This is a genomic window from Prosthecobacter sp. (assembly GCF_044232965.1).
Taxonomy (GTDB): Bacteria; Verrucomicrobiota; Verrucomicrobiia; order Verrucomicrobiales; family Verrucomicrobiaceae; genus Prosthecobacter.
Map to the genome: position 1 here is coordinate 1 of NZ_JBIIKX010000104.1, position 17,042 is coordinate 17,042.

17 protein-coding genes and 1 tRNA gene are annotated in these 17,042 nt (G+C 57.9%); 10 read left to right on the forward strand and 8 right to left on the reverse strand.

The window, feature by feature from the left end:
• Positions 1–3: 3 nt before the first annotated feature.
• A tRNA-Leu gene (locus tag ACILSI_RS24950) sits at positions 4–88 on the reverse strand.
• A 51-nt stretch (positions 89–139) separates the two neighbouring features.
• Positions 140–1,078, reverse strand: a complete 939-nt coding sequence (locus tag ACILSI_RS24955; RefSeq protein ID WP_395724644.1) for a type II CAAX prenyl endopeptidase Rce1 family protein — start codon at positions 1,076–1,078, stop codon at positions 140–142.
• A gap of 33 nt (positions 1,079–1,111) precedes the next feature.
• Here ACILSI_RS24955 and ACILSI_RS24960 point away from each other — a divergent pair, with 33 nt between their 5' ends.
• A complete protein-coding gene (locus ACILSI_RS24960) occupies positions 1,112–1,402 on the forward strand; it encodes a hypothetical protein (protein WP_395724645.1) in 291 nt (96 codons plus the stop codon).
• A gap of 14 nt (positions 1,403–1,416) precedes the next feature.
• Here the strand turns inward: ACILSI_RS24960 and ACILSI_RS24965 are convergent, their stop codons facing one another.
• Positions 1,417–2,154, reverse strand: coding sequence for a hypothetical protein (locus tag ACILSI_RS24965; RefSeq protein ID WP_395724646.1), 738 nt, complete (start codon positions 2,152–2,154; stop codon positions 1,417–1,419).
• 212 nt (positions 2,155–2,366) lie between these two features.
• Here ACILSI_RS24965 and nuoD point away from each other — a divergent pair, with 212 nt between their 5' ends.
• On the forward strand, positions 2,367–3,626 hold the full coding sequence (nuoD, locus tag ACILSI_RS24970; RefSeq protein ID WP_395724647.1) for an NADH dehydrogenase (quinone) subunit D: 1,260 nt from the start codon (positions 2,367–2,369) through the stop codon (positions 3,624–3,626).
• A gap of 35 nt (positions 3,627–3,661) precedes the next feature.
• Positions 3,662–4,162 (forward strand): NAD(P)H-dependent oxidoreductase subunit E, encoded by a 501-nt coding sequence (locus ACILSI_RS24975; RefSeq protein WP_395724648.1) that lies wholly within the window; start codon positions 3,662–3,664, stop codon positions 4,160–4,162.
• 67 nt (positions 4,163–4,229) lie between these two features.
• Here the strand turns inward: ACILSI_RS24975 and ACILSI_RS24980 are convergent, their stop codons facing one another.
• Complete coding sequence (locus ACILSI_RS24980; RefSeq protein ID WP_395724649.1) at positions 4,230–4,871, reverse strand: type II secretion system protein; 642 nt, start codon at positions 4,869–4,871, stop codon at positions 4,230–4,232.
• A 307-nt stretch (positions 4,872–5,178) separates the two neighbouring features.
• Here ACILSI_RS24980 and ppdK point away from each other — a divergent pair, with 307 nt between their 5' ends.
• The gene (gene ppdK / locus ACILSI_RS24985) at positions 5,179–8,133 is read left to right on the forward strand and encodes a pyruvate, phosphate dikinase (protein WP_395724650.1); all 2,955 of its coding nucleotides are present in this window, start codon (positions 5,179–5,181) and stop codon (positions 8,131–8,133) included.
• A 143-nt stretch (positions 8,134–8,276) separates the two neighbouring features.
• Here ppdK and ACILSI_RS24990 read toward each other — a convergent pair whose 3' ends face one another.
• The gene (locus ACILSI_RS24990; protein ID WP_395724651.1) at positions 8,277–8,825 is read right to left on the reverse strand and encodes a hypothetical protein; all 549 of its coding nucleotides are present in this window, start codon (positions 8,823–8,825) and stop codon (positions 8,277–8,279) included.
• A 75-nt stretch (positions 8,826–8,900) separates the two neighbouring features.
• Here ACILSI_RS24990 and ACILSI_RS24995 point away from each other — a divergent pair, with 75 nt between their 5' ends.
• Genes ACILSI_RS24995 through ACILSI_RS25005 form a run of 3 tightly spaced genes read left to right on the forward strand, consistent with a single transcriptional unit; the run spans position 8,901 to position 11,587 of the window.
• Complete coding sequence (locus tag ACILSI_RS24995; protein WP_395724652.1) at positions 8,901–9,356, forward strand: DUF2452 domain-containing protein; 456 nt, start codon at positions 8,901–8,903, stop codon at positions 9,354–9,356.
• A complete protein-coding gene (locus ACILSI_RS25000) occupies positions 9,356–10,639 on the forward strand; it encodes a valine--pyruvate transaminase (RefSeq protein ID WP_395724653.1) in 1,284 nt (427 codons plus the stop codon). The genes ACILSI_RS24995 and ACILSI_RS25000 overlap by 1 nt, the downstream gene beginning before the upstream one ends.
• A gap of 39 nt (positions 10,640–10,678) precedes the next feature.
• Positions 10,679–11,587, forward strand: coding sequence for an SAM-dependent methyltransferase (locus ACILSI_RS25005; protein WP_395724654.1), 909 nt, complete (start codon positions 10,679–10,681; stop codon positions 11,585–11,587).
• On the opposite strand, the gene ACILSI_RS25010 is transcribed toward ACILSI_RS25005, so the two are convergent.
• On the reverse strand, positions 11,584–12,558 hold the full coding sequence (locus tag ACILSI_RS25010; protein ID WP_395724655.1) for an NAD-dependent epimerase/dehydratase family protein: 975 nt from the start codon (positions 12,556–12,558) through the stop codon (positions 11,584–11,586). The two genes, ACILSI_RS25005 and ACILSI_RS25010, sit on opposite strands and share 4 nt — an antisense overlap.
• 55 nt (positions 12,559–12,613) lie before the next feature.
• Here ACILSI_RS25010 and ACILSI_RS25015 point away from each other — a divergent pair, with 55 nt between their 5' ends.
• Positions 12,614–13,486 (forward strand): NAD(P)-dependent oxidoreductase, encoded by an 873-nt coding sequence (locus ACILSI_RS25015; RefSeq protein ID WP_395724656.1) that lies wholly within the window; start codon positions 12,614–12,616, stop codon positions 13,484–13,486.
• 74 nt (positions 13,487–13,560) lie between these two features.
• Here ACILSI_RS25015 and ACILSI_RS25020 read toward each other — a convergent pair whose 3' ends face one another.
• Both ACILSI_RS25020 and ACILSI_RS25025 read right to left on the reverse strand, forming a co-directional pair.
• Positions 13,561–13,929 carry a hypothetical protein gene (locus tag ACILSI_RS25020; protein ID WP_395724657.1) on the reverse strand — a complete coding sequence of 123 codons (369 nt, stop codon included), beginning with the start codon at positions 13,927–13,929 and terminating at the stop codon, positions 13,561–13,563.
• Positions 13,930–14,093: 164 nt separating this feature from the next.
• On the reverse strand, positions 14,094–14,849 hold the full coding sequence (locus tag ACILSI_RS25025; RefSeq protein ID WP_395724658.1) for an SDR family NAD(P)-dependent oxidoreductase: 756 nt from the start codon (positions 14,847–14,849) through the stop codon (positions 14,094–14,096).
• Positions 14,850–14,944: 95 nt separating this feature from the next.
• Here ACILSI_RS25025 and ACILSI_RS25030 point away from each other — a divergent pair, with 95 nt between their 5' ends.
• Positions 14,945–15,586: a DUF1080 domain-containing protein gene (locus tag ACILSI_RS25030; protein ID WP_395724659.1), complete on the forward strand. Its 642-nt coding sequence runs from the start codon at positions 14,945–14,947 to the stop codon at positions 15,584–15,586.
• A gap of 62 nt (positions 15,587–15,648) precedes the next feature.
• The gene (locus tag ACILSI_RS25035) at positions 15,649–16,953 is read left to right on the forward strand and encodes a hypothetical protein (RefSeq protein ID WP_395724660.1); all 1,305 of its coding nucleotides are present in this window, start codon (positions 15,649–15,651) and stop codon (positions 16,951–16,953) included.
• Positions 16,954–17,042 lie beyond the last annotated feature (89 nt).

The following is a 17,042-nucleotide window of genomic DNA, read 5'->3' on the forward strand; positions in this document are numbered from 1 at the left end:
GCGTGGTGCCTGAGACAGGACTCGAACCTGCACTGATTGCTCAACCAGATCCTAAGTCTGGCGCGTCTACCAATTCCGCCACTCAGGCGAGGGGCTGCTGAGCGGCATGTTCCGTGTCATGAAGCTCGGCGCAAATGAATTATCGGGCTGGCAGCAGGCGGGAGGCGATCCAGCCGGTGAGGAGCACGGTGAGCAGGGGGGCGAGGCCGATTTTCAGATTGCCCCCTATCCAGGGCAGCCAGCCGCTATTGTAAACGGTGATGGCACTGAACCACTTCAGGCCAAACACCCAGCCACCGTGCAGGCCGATGCCAGCCCACAGGGCTCCTGTTTGCATGCGCGCCTGAGCGAGCACCCAGCCAACGGCGAAAAGCGTGGCGAATTCGGCCAGGAGGAATTGCACGTCGCCAAAACCGCCGGCGATCTGTTGGAGCACGAGAAACCCGCTGCTCCAGGTGACGGCGGCGTCCTCAATCTGCCACCCTTCGGGGGGCTTCAAGAAGTGGACGAGGGCGAAGACGAAAGTGCCGACGATCAACGCGGAGCGTGTGGACATGCTGCGCAGCAGAAGACCGAGCAGCAGGCCGCGAAAAAAGAACTCCTCGACGATGCCCGCGCCGAGCGCGGCGGTGATGGGCTCGCCCAATTTGAACCAGCGTGGCTGAGGATGGAGCTGATACGCGCCAAGTTTGAAGAACACGAAGCCAAGCGCGAGCAGCAGTCCGCTGGCGAGCGCAAAACCGAGCGCCCATTGCTTGATACCGGTGCTGAATGGCCGCCATGCTGGCAGCAGCGAGCGATCCATGCGCACCCAGCGTAAAAACGGCCAGATGAACACGATGGCGCAAATGAGCACGGCACGGTTGAAGTAGCGGGTGAAGTGGGCACGCTCGATTTCCTTCAGCAGCCAGGGGGCGAGGCCGGTATCGCGCAACGAGGACGCGGAAAGCCAGGCATGGCCCGTTTTGCCAAGATGAAACAGCGGCACCGCCAGCAAGGCGCCGCCGAGCATGACGACGATGAGATAGAGCAGGAGTTTTGGCAGGGCGGGGGAGGTGCCCGGGCTGGCGGCTTGCATGGGGGCGATACTAGCGCATCCTGTGCGCTCTCAATGACCAAAAACCAAATCCACGAATGGCACGAACGAATGGAGGATGGCCGCAAGCAGTACATCCGCGCGTATTGGAATTCCCGTGAGTGGCTGTTTCGGGTCGCGCATCCGGATGGTGAGGCATGGATGCCGTTGGAGAAACCGGGGCCGGAGCGCTGGCTGGAGCTGCGGGATCTGCTCTTCCGCAAGTATCAGCGCAAAAAGCTGCCGTGGAAGTATGTGGAGCAGCTCGATAAAATGCTGGAGAAAATGGGCATCCGGCAGGACGAGGCTACTCAGAACGAGGAGTGAGACTCCCTGCGGTGTCACCGCCCGTCGGCGTGGGCTTTGATTTCGGATGTGACGCCACCACCGTAAGGTGCGCCGAAACGCATGCCGACGTGGACTTCAGGGAAGAGGAAGCGTTGGTCGCTGCTTGCCAAACGCCTGCGTGAGACCAGCCCGAGCAACGCGATGATGACGGCACCGCTGGCGAACGTTATAACGGTGGCCTGAGCGAGTCGCTTTTCGTCCTGTTGGAGCGGCAGGGTATGCCTGAGTCGTACACTTTCCATGGTGCGCAGGCGATCTATCCAGGAACGGGTGGCCAGCGTGAGGCGCTCGTCGAGTGTCAGCGTGTTGTTGCTGAGAATGCGGCGGCTCTCCTGCATGATCTCAATGAGTTCTGCGGATGAATATCGTCCCCATAGCTCTGGTGCGAAGGACATGGCTCCGCCGTTCGTGGCGCGGTCATAGGCCATGAGCACCGCAGGACGTTCACCGCTCCAGTCGCGGCGGTTGATTTGCGCCCGCCGTCGCAGCGTCATGTCCGCCGGGGTGAAACTGGTCGCGGTGATCCAGGCGTCACAATCCAGGTTCTCGCGAAATTGCCGTAACTCGTCCGCCAACTGACGGTGCGTCATCTCGGTCAGCGCCCGGGTTTCGTCGAGAATGCCGTCCGCAGGCGGGGGTACGCTTTGAGACAGGCCGTTGATCGATAGGGCGAACCACCCTATGGCGGTTGCAGCCGCCAGACGCAGTTGAGAGTGAACAATGCGGCCCATATTTAATGGGGAAGAGTTTGTCCCAGACTGACCCTGGGGGCAACCGGCGTGGTTGATTTCATCTACTTTAGGAGGGGTTGGCCGCGGCTTTTTAAGCTGGCGGGGCCCATCATGAGCCGAGCTTGTGAAATTTTTCACAAAATCGCCTTGCCGCAGTTTGGGCAGCGTAGATAGATAGGTTTCACGTCAGAGATCAGCCCCCTGCTTTTTTCATGCCCACCGTTACCCGAGAATATGAGGCTCCGGACACCGCCGCCAAGGTGGCCCGGCATCTCGAAGCCGTGGAAGAGACCACGCAGGACATTGTGGGTGAGAAACTCGTGCTGAACATGGGCCCCAGCCATCCTGCCACTCACGGAGTGCTGCGGCTCATCTTGGAACTGGACGGCGAGATCATCACCAAGGCCGATCCAGATGTCGGGTTCCTGCATCGTGGTGACGAAAAAATCGCCGAGAACATGCACTACAACCAGTTCGTGCCCTACACGGACCGGTTGGACTACCTGGCTCCGCTGGCGAACAATGTGGCCTATGCGCTGGCAGTGGAAAAACTCATGGGCTGGGAAGTGCCTGCGCGTGGCAAGGCGATCCGGGTGATCTGCTGCGAACTGGCCCGCATCTCGGCTCACATGCTCGGAGTCGGGGTGTTCGCGATGGATGTGGGGGCGATGACAGTCTTTCTTTACACCTTCACCGAGCGCGAAAAAATCTACAACCTCTGCGAGCAGCTCACGGGAGCGCGCTTTACCACGAGCTATACCCGTGTGGGTGGCCAGATCCGTGACCTGCCGAATGGTTTCGTCGATTCCGTGAGGCAGTTCCTCAATGAGCTGGAGCCAGTGATTGATGAAATCGACAAGCTCCTCTCGCGGAACCGCATTTTCATTGAGCGTACTCAGGATATTGGCGTGATCTCCAAAGAAGACGCCATCGCCTATGGCCTCACAGGGCCCAATCTGCGCGGATCTGGCGTGGAGCACGACATCCGCAAGGCGAAACCCTACCTCGACTACGACAAATATGAGTTTGACGTGCCGGTGGGAGAGAAGGGCGACTGCTATGACCGTTACCTCGTTCGCATGGAGGAGATGCGCCAAAGCGTGCGCATCCTGCGCCAGGTGTTCGCGAGCTTGCCTGAAGGACCGATCAACGTGGCTGATGCCAAGGGTCTGCTTCCGAAGAAAGAAAAAGTCCTGATGAAGATGGAGGAGTTGATCCACCATTTCATCATCGCCACCCAAGGCATTGATGCTCCTGCTGGGGAGGTCTATTTCTCCGCCGAGAATCCGAAGGGAGAGCTGGGCTTTTACATCAACAGCACCGGAGGCGGTGTGCCGCATCGGCTGAAAATCCGCAGTCCCTCCTTCCTGAATCTCAGCATCATTTCCAAACTCATCCCCGGCCATATGCTCAGCGACATCCCTGCCGTGCTTGGCAGCCTTGACTTCGTCATGGGCGAGTGTGACCGCTGATTTCCTCCTCAAACCTTTTTACGAGACACGCACGCATGGCCTTTGAAGTTCCAGCCGACTTGGAAAAACGCATGGATGAGGCGATCTCGCACTACCCGGTGTCGAAGCGCAGCGCCGTGTTGCCTCTTCTGCATCTCATGCAGCATCATTTCCGCTTTATTAGCGATGAGGCGGTGGCCTGGGTGGCTGCCAAGCTGGGGTTAGAACCCATTCAGGTGCTTGAAGTGGTGACTTTTTATCCCGGCTTCCGCCAGACCGCCCCTGGCAAATTTCACATCCGTGTATGCCGCACGCTTTCCTGCGCGATGGCTGGCAGCCACGAGCTGATGGAGTCGCTTTGCAAAACAGCCAACATCGATCGGTCGCATGCGGACCACCATCATCCCATCGCGGTAAGCCCGGACGGGAAATACAGCATCGAGTTTGCCGAGTGTCTGGCCAGTTGCGGCTTCGGACCAGTCTGCATGGTGGAAGATGATTTTTACGAGAAGGCAGATCTCACGAAGACGGGCGAGTTGCTGGCCAAATACGTTTGAGCCGGTCACAAAAAAACGCGGCATGAGGACATGCCGCGTCTTTGTTCAATTTCAGCTGAGGCAGGCTTTATTTCTGCCGCCACGATACGACGTCATCTGCGGTGCTCGCAACTTTGTCCAAGCCGGTGCTATAGATGGCAACTTCCGTGGGTAGTTTTTGTGGCGGAGGGCTGGTTGGGTTTTGTGAAATCTTGGGGTCGGAGTTTTGGAGATCAGGATTCTTGACCTGTTTGTCACCGTTGGTGTCCAGCAGAACACGGTAAGTTTGTCCCCAAAGATCAGTGAGCTTGTAGGGTGGTTGTGCGTTCACGAGGCCAAACATTCCATTTTTGGCCAAAGGCAGATCGATAAATTTGATGTCCTTGGGGTTGAGATTGGATTTGCTGTCGGAGGACGAGGTGCTCATCAGCGCATCCACGATTCCGGTTTTTTCGTCGGTCTGCATTTCCGGCGCGTCCTCGCCGTCGGATCCACTCAACAGGCTGGAATCGACTGGATAGCGATTATATTCAACCAGATACCCACCAATGGCGATGCGCAGGTCTTTAATCACTGTCTGCACTTGGAGCTTTCGAGCATCAGCTATCATTTTGGTGGCTTGAGACATCACCAAGCTGGCCAGGATTCCGATGATGACGATGACCACCAGCAGCTCAATGAGCGTGAAGCCCTGGTGGATGGATGAATTGACTGGGCGGTTGGTTTTCATGATCTTCTTTGGAGGATGAGTTTTTTCGCATGCGGTCTGAAATGCCACACGCTTTGATTTAATCGTTTTTAAAACTCCGCGTCAATATCTCTCATCAATGCGCATGATCTTCGCCTCACTTGCGCTCTGTCCTGCATGCGAGTTCACATGCCTGTCTCACTCGGTTTGTTTTGCCATGTGAGTGTGTTCTGAACTTTTGATTGTCAACAAATGCTTGCATCATATAATCGAACGCTATAAATCCGCCCTCCATCCTTCACTGAACACACACACAACCACGGTTCGAATCAATCGACCGGCAAAATCTATGGCAAAGCAAGCAACCAAGAGCGGCGCAGATAAAAAGAAATATGTCTATTCCTTCGGAGCAGGGAAAGCAGACGGAGACGGCTCCATGAAAGCATTGTTGGGCGGCAAGGGCGCCAACCTCGCGGAGATGAGTCGCATCGGTCTTCCCGTTCCTCCCGGGTTCACCATCAGCACCGAGGTCTGCACCTACTTTTACCAAAACAAGAAGACCTACCCCGCCGCCCTGCAGTCCCAGATGGAAGCAGGCGTGCGCAACATGGAGAAGATCATGGGCTACAAGTTCGGTGACGCCAAAGGCTTCCCGTTGCTTGTCGCCGTGCGTTCCGGCGCACGTGATTCCATGCCCGGCATGATGGACACCATCCTGAACCTTGGCCTCAACGACCAGACGGTTCTCTCGCTCGTGGCTGCCACGAACAACGAACGTTTCGCCTGGGACTGCTACCGCCGTTTCGTTCAGATGTATGGCGACGTCGTCATGGGCGTGCAGAAGCGTGAAGGTGAAGACCATGAGCCCTTCGAGACTATCATCGAAGAGTTCAAACACGAGAAGTACCACAAGGACATTCTCGATAGCGATCTCACTGCCGAAGATCAGCAGGAACTCGTGAAGCGCTTCAAAGCGCTCGTCAAAGACCGCAGTGGCAAAAACTTCCCAAGCGATCCATGGGATCAGCTTCGTGGTGCCGCTGGAGCTGTGTTCGGTTCATGGATGAACGATCGCGCGATCGTTTACCGCCGTAAATATGGCATCCCCGCCGAATGGGGCACGGCAGTGAACGTGCAGGCCATGGTGTTTGGCAACACCGGCAACACCTCCGGTTCTGGTGTGGCCTTCACACGCAATCCCGCCAACGGCGTCAATGAATTCTACGGTGAGTTCCTCATCAACGCCCAGGGCGAGGACGTCGTCGCCGGCGTGCGCACCCCTGAGCCTGTGGCTCAGCTTCAGAAGGAAATGCCGAAGTCCTACGCCGAGCTGCTGCTCGTCCGTAAAAAGCTCGAAAAGCATTTCAAGGATGTGCAGGACGTCGAGTTCACCATTCAGGAAGGCAAGCTCTTCATGCTTCAGACGCGCAATGGCAAGCGCACTGCCGCCGCCGCGCTTAAATTCTCCATGGACATGGTGAAGGAAAAGCTCATCGACTGGGAAACCGCCATCATGCGCAATCCTGCCGACCAGCTCGACCAGTTGCTCGCGCCGATCTTTGATGTCGCCGATGTCAAAAAAGCAAAAGCCATCGCCTCCGGCCTCCCTGCCGGTCCTGGTGCCGCTTCTGGCAAAATTTATCTCAACGCGGACCGTGCCGTCATTGCCGAGCAAAACGGTGAAAAGGTGCTTCTCGTCCGCAACGAGACCAGCCCCGAAGATCTTCGCGGCATGATCGCTGCCGAAGGCATTCTGACAGCTCGCGGCGGTGTTTCATCGCATGCGGCTCTCGTGGCTCGTCAGATGGGCAAGGTTTGTATCTGCGGTGCCTCTGCTCTTGTGATCGACTATGACAAGAAAACCGTCACAGTTGACGGTCAAACCTTCAAGGAGGGCGATTTCCTCTCCATTGATGGCACCAGCGGCATTGTCTATGGCGGCCAGCTCAAGACCGCGCCGTCTGAAATCATCACGGGCATGATTCATGGTGATAAGGCGGCCCAGGCCACCGAGAAGTTCAAGAGCTTCCAGCAGCTCATGATCTGGTGCGGCAAAGCCACGCGCCTCCAGGTGCGTACCAATGCCGACAATCCAGAGCAGACTCAGAACGCCATCGCGTTCGGCGCCCAAGGCATCGGCCTTACCCGCACCGAGCACATGTTCTTCGAAGGAAATCGCATCGACGCTGTGCGTGAGATGATTCTCGCCGACAACGTCACCGACCGCAAAAAGGCGCTCGCCAAGCTGCTGCCTTACCAGCGCGAGGACTTCACCGGCATCTTCAAGGCGCTCAAGGGCCTTCCTGCCACTATTCGTCTGCTGGACCCTCCGCTGCATGAGTTTGTGCCTCACGATGAAAAGGCGCAGGCGGAGCTGGCACGGAAGATGGGCGTGACGGTGGACAAGGTTGCCGCGCGCGTTCAACAGCTGCATGAGTTCAATCCGATGCTCGGTCATCGCGGCTGCCGTCTTGGCATCGCGTATCCTGAGATCACCGAGATGCAGGCACGCGCGATCTTCGAGGCCGCCGCCGATGTGGCGAAGCAGAAGATCAAGGTGAAACCTGAGGTGATGATTCCGCTCGTCGGCTTCAAGAAAGAACTCGACCTTCAGGTCGAAATCGTGCATAAAGTGGCGAAAGAAGTGATGAGCGAGAAAAAAGTGAAGCTCGATTATCTCGTCGGCACCATGATTGAGGTGCCGCGTGGAGCACTGACGGCTGATGAGATCGCCGAAACGGCGGAGTTCTTCAGCTTCGGCACCAACGACCTCACCCAGACCGCGCTCGGCATCAGCCGTGACGACATGGGCAGCTTCCTGATGCCCTACACCGAGAACGAAATCTTCAAGAAGAACCCCTTCGCCACTCTTGACCAGACCGGTGTCGGTCAGCTCATCAAGATCGCTATCGAAAAAGGCCGCAAAACCAAGCCGGACATCAAGCTCGGCATCTGCGGCGAGCACGGCGGAGATCCTGACAGCGTCAAATTCTGCCACCGTGTGGGCCTCACTTATGTGAGCTGCAGTCCTTTCCGAGTTCCCGTCGCCCGCCTTGCCGCCGCGCAGGCCGCGATTGAAGAAAAGCGTGCGACCGCATCGGCCGCCGCAGGAAAAAATGTCCGTGGAGGCGTCGTCAAAAGCGCGTCTGCGGCAAAACAAAACAACAAAGCAACCAACAACAAACAGAGGACAAACACTATGGCTAAGAAAGCTGCAAAAAAGGCCGTCAAGAAAGCCGCCAAAAAGGCTCCTGCTAAGAAAGCTGCCAAAAAGGCCGTCAAGAAGGCTGCCAAGAAGAAGTAACTCGTTGGCCTCCTTGTGAGGTCAATGTGGCGGGGCAACCTGCCAACAAAAGCCCTGTGGGGTTCATCCTCACAGGGCTTTTCGCGTTTCAGGCTCGTAAAAATCCAGGATCCCCGCGCTGGAGGCAAGCTCAGTGGATCAAATCACCGCGCAGCGTTATCGTAAATAGAGCCAGGCGGCGGCTTGGACAAAAAGGTGCCCCCCGAAGACATGGCGTCCTGGCGTACGGTTTGCACATTGCCGATCTGCTCGTTCGCCGCACGCATGCTGCCCATCCCCCCGACACCACTCATGCCTGTGACCTGCCCGTAATTTTGATTGGAGGGCCTGTAAAACGAGTTCCCCGAGGTCGCGCCAGGATTCAGCGCCACAGGCGCATCCGGCGTCGGCACGCCATCGGCCTTGCGCTCGGACTCCGCCAGGAAATGCTTGTTCCAAGCCGCGTCATTCACCTTTTCCGCCACCTCAGAGTCCAGTCTGCGCTTCTGCTCCTCATAATCGGCCTGGCTGATCGCGCCACGCGAGCGCTGATGTGCCAGTTCGTTGTATCGATCTTGCATCCGGGATTTGATCACACGTTCATAAGCTTCCAGTTCCTGCGCGGTGGGCACACTGTCCATGGTGCGCGACGCGCAAGACGCCAGCAGCGTTGAAAACAAGGCGGCAGCCAGCAGTTGTGAGACGTTCTTCATTCATCATCGTAAGCCCAGGATGCCGCTTTTCAAATCAAAGCACCATCTTGATCTCGCGCCCCTCCCGCACATCCTATGACCCACATCAGCCCTGTTTTGGACCCCATCGACGCAGCCCTGCAAGCCCCCGAGCCACGCGGCAACTACCTGCCGTATCCCGTTTCGCGTCTCGCCGCCAAAATCATCCCGCAGGATCTCACCAGTTTCAAATCTCGCGGCGTTTCCCGAGTCGAGCGTGAGCTGCAGCAGGAGATGGTCGAAATTCAGGAGCGCTACATGGAGGTCATCGACGCCTTCAACTGGAACAAGCTCATCTACGAAAGCCAATTCGGCTTCGAGCCCGTTTGCGGCGAGGTGTACCATCTCTATGAGGTCGAAGGCAAACGTCAGCTCAGCATGATCGCGCCTGAGGAATGGCACCAGCGCTGGGTCGGCAGTTTCAGGCTCAATGCGGATGGCCGCTGGCAGATTGAAAAAGCCGCGCCAAGCTTCAGCATTCGCGACTGGGTGCAAACCTCCGTCGCTTCTTGATGCAAACCACCTTCTCAGACATCGGCATGCGTCTTGCCGGGCCCAGCGGCATCCAGGAGCTCATGGATGACTGCGGAGCCGCGCTCACCACGCATCCTGACATGCGCATGCTCGGTGGCGGACAGCCTGCGGCCATTCCGCAGGTGCAGCAGCTCTGGCACGAGCGCATGCGCGCCATGCTCGACGACGGCAGCATCGACCGCACGCTGCTCAATTACGATCCGCCCGGCGGCAATCCGCTCTTTCGCGAAGCCTTCGCGGCGTTCCTTCAGCGCGAGTGCGGCTGGAATGTCACCAGCGAAAACATCGCCGTGATGCCCAGCAGTCAAAGCGCCTGCTTTCTGCTCTTCAATCTCCTCGCAGGCCAGACCGGCTCGTCCAAACGTCGTATTCTCTTCCCGCTGCTGCCCGAATACATCGGCTACGCCAACCAGTCGCTCACCGAAGGCCAGTTCACCGCCTGCCTGCCGCGCATCGTCGAGACCGCGCCGCATGAGATCAAATACCATGTCGATTTCGACCGCCTGCGCATCACGCCTGACATCGCCGCTCTGTGCGTTTCGTGCCCCACGAATCCCACCGGCAACGTCCTCACGCAAAACGAGTTCGACAGCCTCCACGCGCTCGCCGACGCGCACGGCATCCCGCTCATCATCGACAACGCCTACGGCCACCCATTTCCCGGCGTCATTCACAACGGCTTCCAGCCGAAATGGCAGCCTGGCATGATCTTCAGCATCAGCATGAGCAAGGTCGGCCTCCCCGGCGTTCGCACCGCCATGATCGTTGCCGATCCGCACATCGTGAAGGCGCTCTCGAACATGAATGCCATCGTCTCACTCGCGAATGGCAACCTTGGCCAGGCGCTGCTCATGCCGCTGCTCAAAGATGACACGCTCATCAAGCTCGGCCCTGAGGTCATCCGCCCGTTTTATCGCGAACGTTCCGACTATGCCAAATCCGTGCTAGCCAACGCGCTTGGCGACCGCGTGCCGTGGGCATTGCATGCCCAAGAGGGAGCCTTCTTCCTCTGGCTCTGGATCAACGGCCTGCCCATCACGGCCAAGGAACTCTATCGTCGCCTCAAAGAACGCAAAGTCCTCGTCATCCCCGGCCACTACTTCGCTTATGGCATTGATCAGGAGTGGCGGCATCCGCACGAATGCCTGCGCCTCACCTACTCGCAGCCGCAGCACATCGTTCGTGAGGGCCTGGAAATCATCGCCGATGAAATCATTCGCAGCTTCGCAGCGCGGACCTCCGAGTCCGCAGCACTCCGCTGAAACGATTCGCTTCAAATGGCCGAGCCATTTTCAAAATTCATGGCCCGCGCCCTGTTCGACCCCGAACGCGGCTACTATACCCGCCACATTCGCACGGTGGGCGCACGCGGAGATTTCGCCACCTCCGCCACACTTTCCTCCTGCTTGGGACGAGCCATTGCCGCTTGGCTCAAATCTGAATCAAAAGGTCAGCCTCAAATCCGCAACATCATCGAAGTCGGCGCGGGCGATGGCTCGCTCATGGCCGCTGTTCGCTCATCCCTTGGCTGGTGGCAGCGCCGCCAGTTCACCTTCCACATCGTCGAGACCTCCCCCGTTCTCCGTGCAGAGCAGCAAAAGCGACTTGGCAGCAGAGTGAGCTGGCACCACGACCTCGAATCCGCGCTTGCCCACGCTCAAGGCCAGGCATTCATCTACCACAACGAGCTGCTCGATGCCTTTCCCGCCACGCTCGTGCAGTGGCAAAACGGTCTTTGGCACGAAGTCTGGGTGCCAGAGCAGCTTCACCCGCATCATCTCGATTCCGCATACTTCAGTGCTCTGCGTCACAGCACCTTCAAAGACGGGCAGCGCTGCGAACTACATCCCAGCATCCGCGACTGGCTGCACCAATGGACACCGCATTGGAAAGGCGGCTCCATGCTCAGCATCGACTACGGTGATGACTTTCCGCAGCTCTACCACCGCCGTCCGCACGGCACGCTGCGCGCCTACCTGCTGCATCAAAGGCTTACCGGCACCGACATCTACGCCAACCCCGGCCGCCAGGACATCACCGCAGACATCAACTTCACCGACTACGCCGCCTGGCTGCGCGAGCTCGGCCTTGAGCAGACCGCACATCAAACGCTCGCCGAATTTCTTCAGCCATACGACGCTTCATCACAGCTTCTCGATCCCGAAGGCGCAGGAACCGCCTTCAAGTGCCTCACGCATCGCCGCCGCTAGGCCTGTTTGGGCCCAAAGTCCTCGACGTATTGCTCCACGATCACCTTCAAATCCGGCGGGCGCGGCAGGCCGATCTCCACGGCGCGTGAGCCATCCACCTGCTGCGGCCAGTTATCGACGATGCCTTGAATCCGCGCATCAAACGCATCCACAATCGGTCCTAGCTTGATCCCACGTTCCGCCGCGACTTCTTGGATCACCTTCTCTGCGATCTGCGGCGTCACGCGATGCGCGGGCAACACATAAGCGCGGTCTTTGCCGAGTTTTGACTGTTCCACCTCGCTCAAAGCGATGAACGACTCGATCACCGTGCGATAACCCGTCATCGGATGCGGTTGATCGCGGCGGATTGGCAAGTTGCAGGCTTCTCCATTGAGCGGCTCACGAAACATCCCACTCGCCCAGCTCGAAGCAGCTGCGTTCGGCTTGCCCGGACGCACGATCACCGTCGGCAGGCGCACGCTGCGGCCGTCGAAGTGGCCTTTGCGCGTGTGATCGTTCACCATCATCTCACACATCGCCTTCGTCATGCCGTAGGTCGTCTGTGGGAGCTGTTTGGTGGTGTCGGACATCATCTGCGACATGTCCAAGCCGCCGTAGCACGCAACGCTGCTCGCAAATACGACGCGCGGCCGGCCTTCCGCCGCTCTGGCCGCCTCAAACACATTTCTGCCACCATCCAGGTTCACACGCATCGCGTCATCGAAGCGCTCCTCACATTCACCGCTGACCATCGACGCCAGATGAAAAATCACATCGAACTTCGAGCCCGTAGCTGCGAAAACCGTGGCCCGGTCGCCAATGTCGCCCTTCACCTGCTTCACGCGTGCATCGGTGGGCTCTCCGCGAAAAAACGCATCCAGCAGCACCATCTCCGTGACCGGCTGGCCGTTCCAAGTGCCGCGTTCGAGGAGCTTCTGTGCGAGTTGCGAGCCGAGAAAGCCGCCGCCGCCGGTGATGATGATTTTCATGTGTGAGTGGGGAAGATGTTTGCCATCAGTGGTTGCCTGATGTGAGTTCGCCGACATGAGCAAGCCACTCGCAGGACACAAGATCGGATTCGTCGGACTCGGCAACATGGGTCGGGCCAACGCGCGTCATTTGCACGAGGCGGGAGCCGATGTCGTCGTCTGGAACCGCAGCGACGCACCTGCCGAGGCCGCCGTGGCACTCGGCATGCGCCGTGCCGCCAGTTTGCCTGAGCTCGCCCGCGAAATCGGCCCCGGTGTCATCTGCATCAACCTAACCATGACCGATGTCGTCGAAAACGTCGTCTTTGGCCCCGGTGGTTTGATCGAAGGCCTGCACCCGGACGCGCTCATCATCGACTTCGGCACCACGGGCGTTCCTGAGACGAAAAAATGGGCCGAACGCGTGAACTGGGTCGATGCGCCCGTCTCCGGCGGCCAGGTCGGTGCCGAAGCCGCGACACTGACGATCATGGCGGGTGGCAGCGAGGCGAATTTCCAACGCGCCTTGCCGATCTTCCAAGTCGTGGGCAAAAACATCACCCATCTTGGCCCCAGCGGCAGCGGACAGGTCACCAAGCTCGCCAATCAGCTCATTGTCGCGCAAACCATCGACGCCGTTGCGCAGGCCCTGCGTCTCGCCGAACTTTCCGGTGTCGATCCCGCCCTTGTGCGCAAGGCTCTCCTTGGCGGCTTCGCCGAAAGTCGCATCCTTGATCTCCACGGCGACCGCATGGTTCACCGCAACTTCGTTCCCGGTGGCCGCGCCACGCTCCAGCTCAAGGATGTACGTCTCATGTCCCAGCTCGCCGATTCCGTCGGACTCGACTCACCCACCTTGAAAAACTCCCTCGCGCAGTGGGAGAAGTTCGTTCACGAAAAGGGCTTCGGCGACCTCGACCACAGCGGCTTGTTCCGGCTGTATGAGTGACAGCGCTGGTGCATCAAAACAAAAAAGCGGCGTTTCAGACGACTCGTCTGAAACGCCGCTCGTGATTCTGCCGCCTACTTGCTGTAGGTCATCGGAGTCGCCTGCGGGACCGGCTGGGTGGCGACGGTCTGCGTGTAGTTTTTGAACACGGTATTGTAGCGTTCCCAACTGTTGCCGACGAGACTATGGTCGTTCTCAGGGTTGAAATAGTCACCGTACCTTTCGGTCGGCATGGGGTAGAAGGCATAGCCGCCGTTGAAGCCACCACCGTAGCCGCCGTAGCTGTCGGGCGCGTTAGGATCGACAAGGCCAATCCGGTGGGCGTGGATTGGCGTGTTGCCGATCGAGAGATTGGTGGTGGTGCCTCCTTCGGAGTTCTTGCAAGAAGTAAAGGACAGGGCGGCGAGAACCGAGAGGCAGAGCAGGGAACGAGTGAGTTTCATGGGGCTGACGAGGGTGAGATCCAAGAATGGAATTGTCTGAGAATTGGCTAAAGCCGCTGAAAAAGCAATCCTATAAAATCCTGGCGGCGCTTCCGGCGGGTTTTCGCCCACATTTTCGCCCAAGTCCCGCCACAAACCCGGTGCCGGAGACCGGGCCTTGGAATTCAAGAGTGCATCACTTGCCCGCCGTCGATGTTGATCGTCTGCCCGGTGATGTTCTTCGCGTGGTCTGAGGCTAGGAAGGTCGCCATGGCGGCATATTCCTCCGGCATCTGCCAGCGGCCCAAGTGGGAGACTTTTTTGATCTTCTCCGCCGCCCAGTCATCAAAGCTCTGGCGCTGGTCTTCCGGCAGCTTTTTCTGCCCGGCGGCCCAGATGGACTGGTTCAGCTCCGTTTTCACCATGCCGGGCGCCAGCGCGTTCACGCGGATGTTGTGCGGACCGAGGTCCTTGGCGGCGCATTGGGTAAAATTGATCAACGCCGCCTTTGACGCGCTGTACGGCGGGTCCGTCTGTGATCCCATCTGCCCGGCCACGGAAACAAGAAACAGCATCGAGCCCGCGCCCCGCTCGATCAGCCTCGGCGCGAAGGCATGCGCCACATTCACCGCGCCAACGAGGTTCACCTCCAGCACCCGTGCCCAGTCAGACGGCTCCAGGTTCCAAAACGGAAAGCCAAACTTCCCGGAGCCGATCCCGACGCAGAACACGACGTGATCGACCGCCTCAAAGCCCGCCGCGAAGGTTTTCACCGCCTCATAGCTCGTCACATCACCGGTCGTGATGAAATCCGCGCCTGATTCGCGGTCAAAGCCACGCACCGAGCAGTCCTCGGCCACAAAGCCATCCGCAATCGCCCGCCCAATGCCTCTGGCGGCTCCAAACACGGCGATCGACTGGCCAGCGAGATTCAAGTTCATGCCTGCCAGCATGCCGAGCCGTCCATGGAATTCAATTTTTCACCGCAAACTCCTCCCTTGACCTCCTGGACCAATCCTTGACGCTCCGGCCCACCATGAAGCCGCTTACCACCTTCCTCGCCCTCATCTCCACGCTGTCCCTCGCCGCCGAGCACCCAGACACCACCGAGTGGAAGGATCTCTTCGCCACCGATCTCTCCAACACCGTCGATCCCGCTGGCTGGGTGTTTGAGGGCAAGGAACTCGTCGCCAAGACCCACGACACGCTCTGGACCAAGGACTCGTATGGCGACTTCATCCTCGACCTTGAGTTCAAGGTGATCGCGGAATCGAACAGCGGCGTCTTCCTCCGCTCCGGCGACATCAAGAACGTCCTCTCCGCCCTCGAAATTCAGGTCCATGACAGCGCCGATGGCAGCAAATACGGCATGGTCGCCGCGATTTATGACGCCATGCCACCGAGCAAGAGCGCTGCCAAACCCGTCGGCGAGTGGAACCACTTCACCATCACCTGCAAAGGCCCGCTGGTCAGCGTCGTGTTCAACGGCGAAGAAGTCATCAACGCCAACCTCGACAACTGGCCCGAAGTGAAAAAGAACCCCGACGGCACCCCGAACAAATTCCCCACCGCCCTCAAAGACTTCGCCCGCAAAGGCCCCATCGGCCTCCAGGGCCTCCACGGCAAGGCCCAGGCTCCGGTGTGGTATCGGAATGTGAAGATCAAGGTGATCGAGTGAGCGAGTTCAATGATTTGGTGTCTTTTAGAGGCTTTATGATCGAGCCATAGTTGTCTTTGTGTATGAAACGAAGCAGCAAACAGCGAAAGCCCATCGCTTTTGAAATGCGAACTGTGGCCCAAGAGAATTTGCCGCTACCTTTTGTCCACTATCCAGGCCATTACGGCACTTTTTTGGCTTTTGGTGCTTCGCTTATCGACACGCCCGTTTTCTGTGAATGTTCCAAGAGTGCGATAGCACACTATATCACAGACCGGCTTCGTGTGTCCTCTCCCCGTAACTCCGACAAAAGACGAATGTTCTTGATGGACTCGCTTGGCTTTCCTGCTGCAATTGTGGATGCTGTTGAGACTTTCGGAGCTGAAATGTCACCGACTTGTGCGGAAGCTTTCCAATTTCAGCCAGGTTTATGCCACCAATGCAATGCAGCAGTGCCAAGCTACAGATGGTGCCATGAAATGTATGGCTCTCCTTTTGTTCAAAACTACGGTTGGTACCTAAAGCAACATCGACTCGATCTGGGAATATTTCAAAACTGGGTGGACTACAACCGATGTCCCGAAGAGATTCGTGAATTGCTTCTTCTGGATCCGAACAGCTTCTTCGAATGCCAATCGCGCCTTAGGACTCAGGACGACAAGAAGGCTTTCGAGTTGGAAAAACAGTTTTCTCGTCAATGCCGTCAGGTTCATAGGGTTGTTGAGAATAAAGTCAGGGAACGGATGGGATTCCGTCCTGTGGGCTCAGGCTCTACTGGGGAAACCATGCTGTTTCAGCTCGTGAAAAGAGTTTTTCCTGGCTGGGCTGTCCACAGATGTTCACGTCCAGAATTTCTTGAAGGTTTAGAGCTTGATGTTTTTCTCCCCGAGATTGCTACGGCCTTTGAATTCCAAGGTCAGCAGCATTTTCAAGCCATAAACCATTGGGGAGGAGAGGATGGTTTACTCGCACTTCAGCAAAGAGATGAGCGCAAACGCAAACTTTGTAACAAACATGGAGTGATTCTCCTGGAGGTGCGCTTTGATGAGGAACTGACGGAAGTAAACCTCAGACAACAGGTTGCACGAGAAGCTCCTTCATTGGTTGAGAACATGATGAAAAAATCAGCTCCAAGCCCAACGGCCTTCCGTCATGCAGCCCAGGGTTGTGCGAAGCGCTACCCTGGGTCTCGCGTCACAACGATTTCGACTCTCTCAAGGGTGAACCGCAACGCGGTTCCGTCCTCCTCCAGCGACGATGGACGGAACCACGTTGTGGTTCGCCCTTGGTGTAGGGCTGTTGTCGGGGCGTGTTCCCAGGGTTCTACGAACCCTGGGCTGCATGACGCAGGCCCGTTGGCCTTGCTTGGGTTTCTGATCCATGCGTAAACCTGCGTGTTTTCTTCGTTGTCTGCAAAGGGAATCGCGGGTGCATGCGCATGGTTTCGCAAGTTGATGAGCTTGAGTTGTCATGTTTT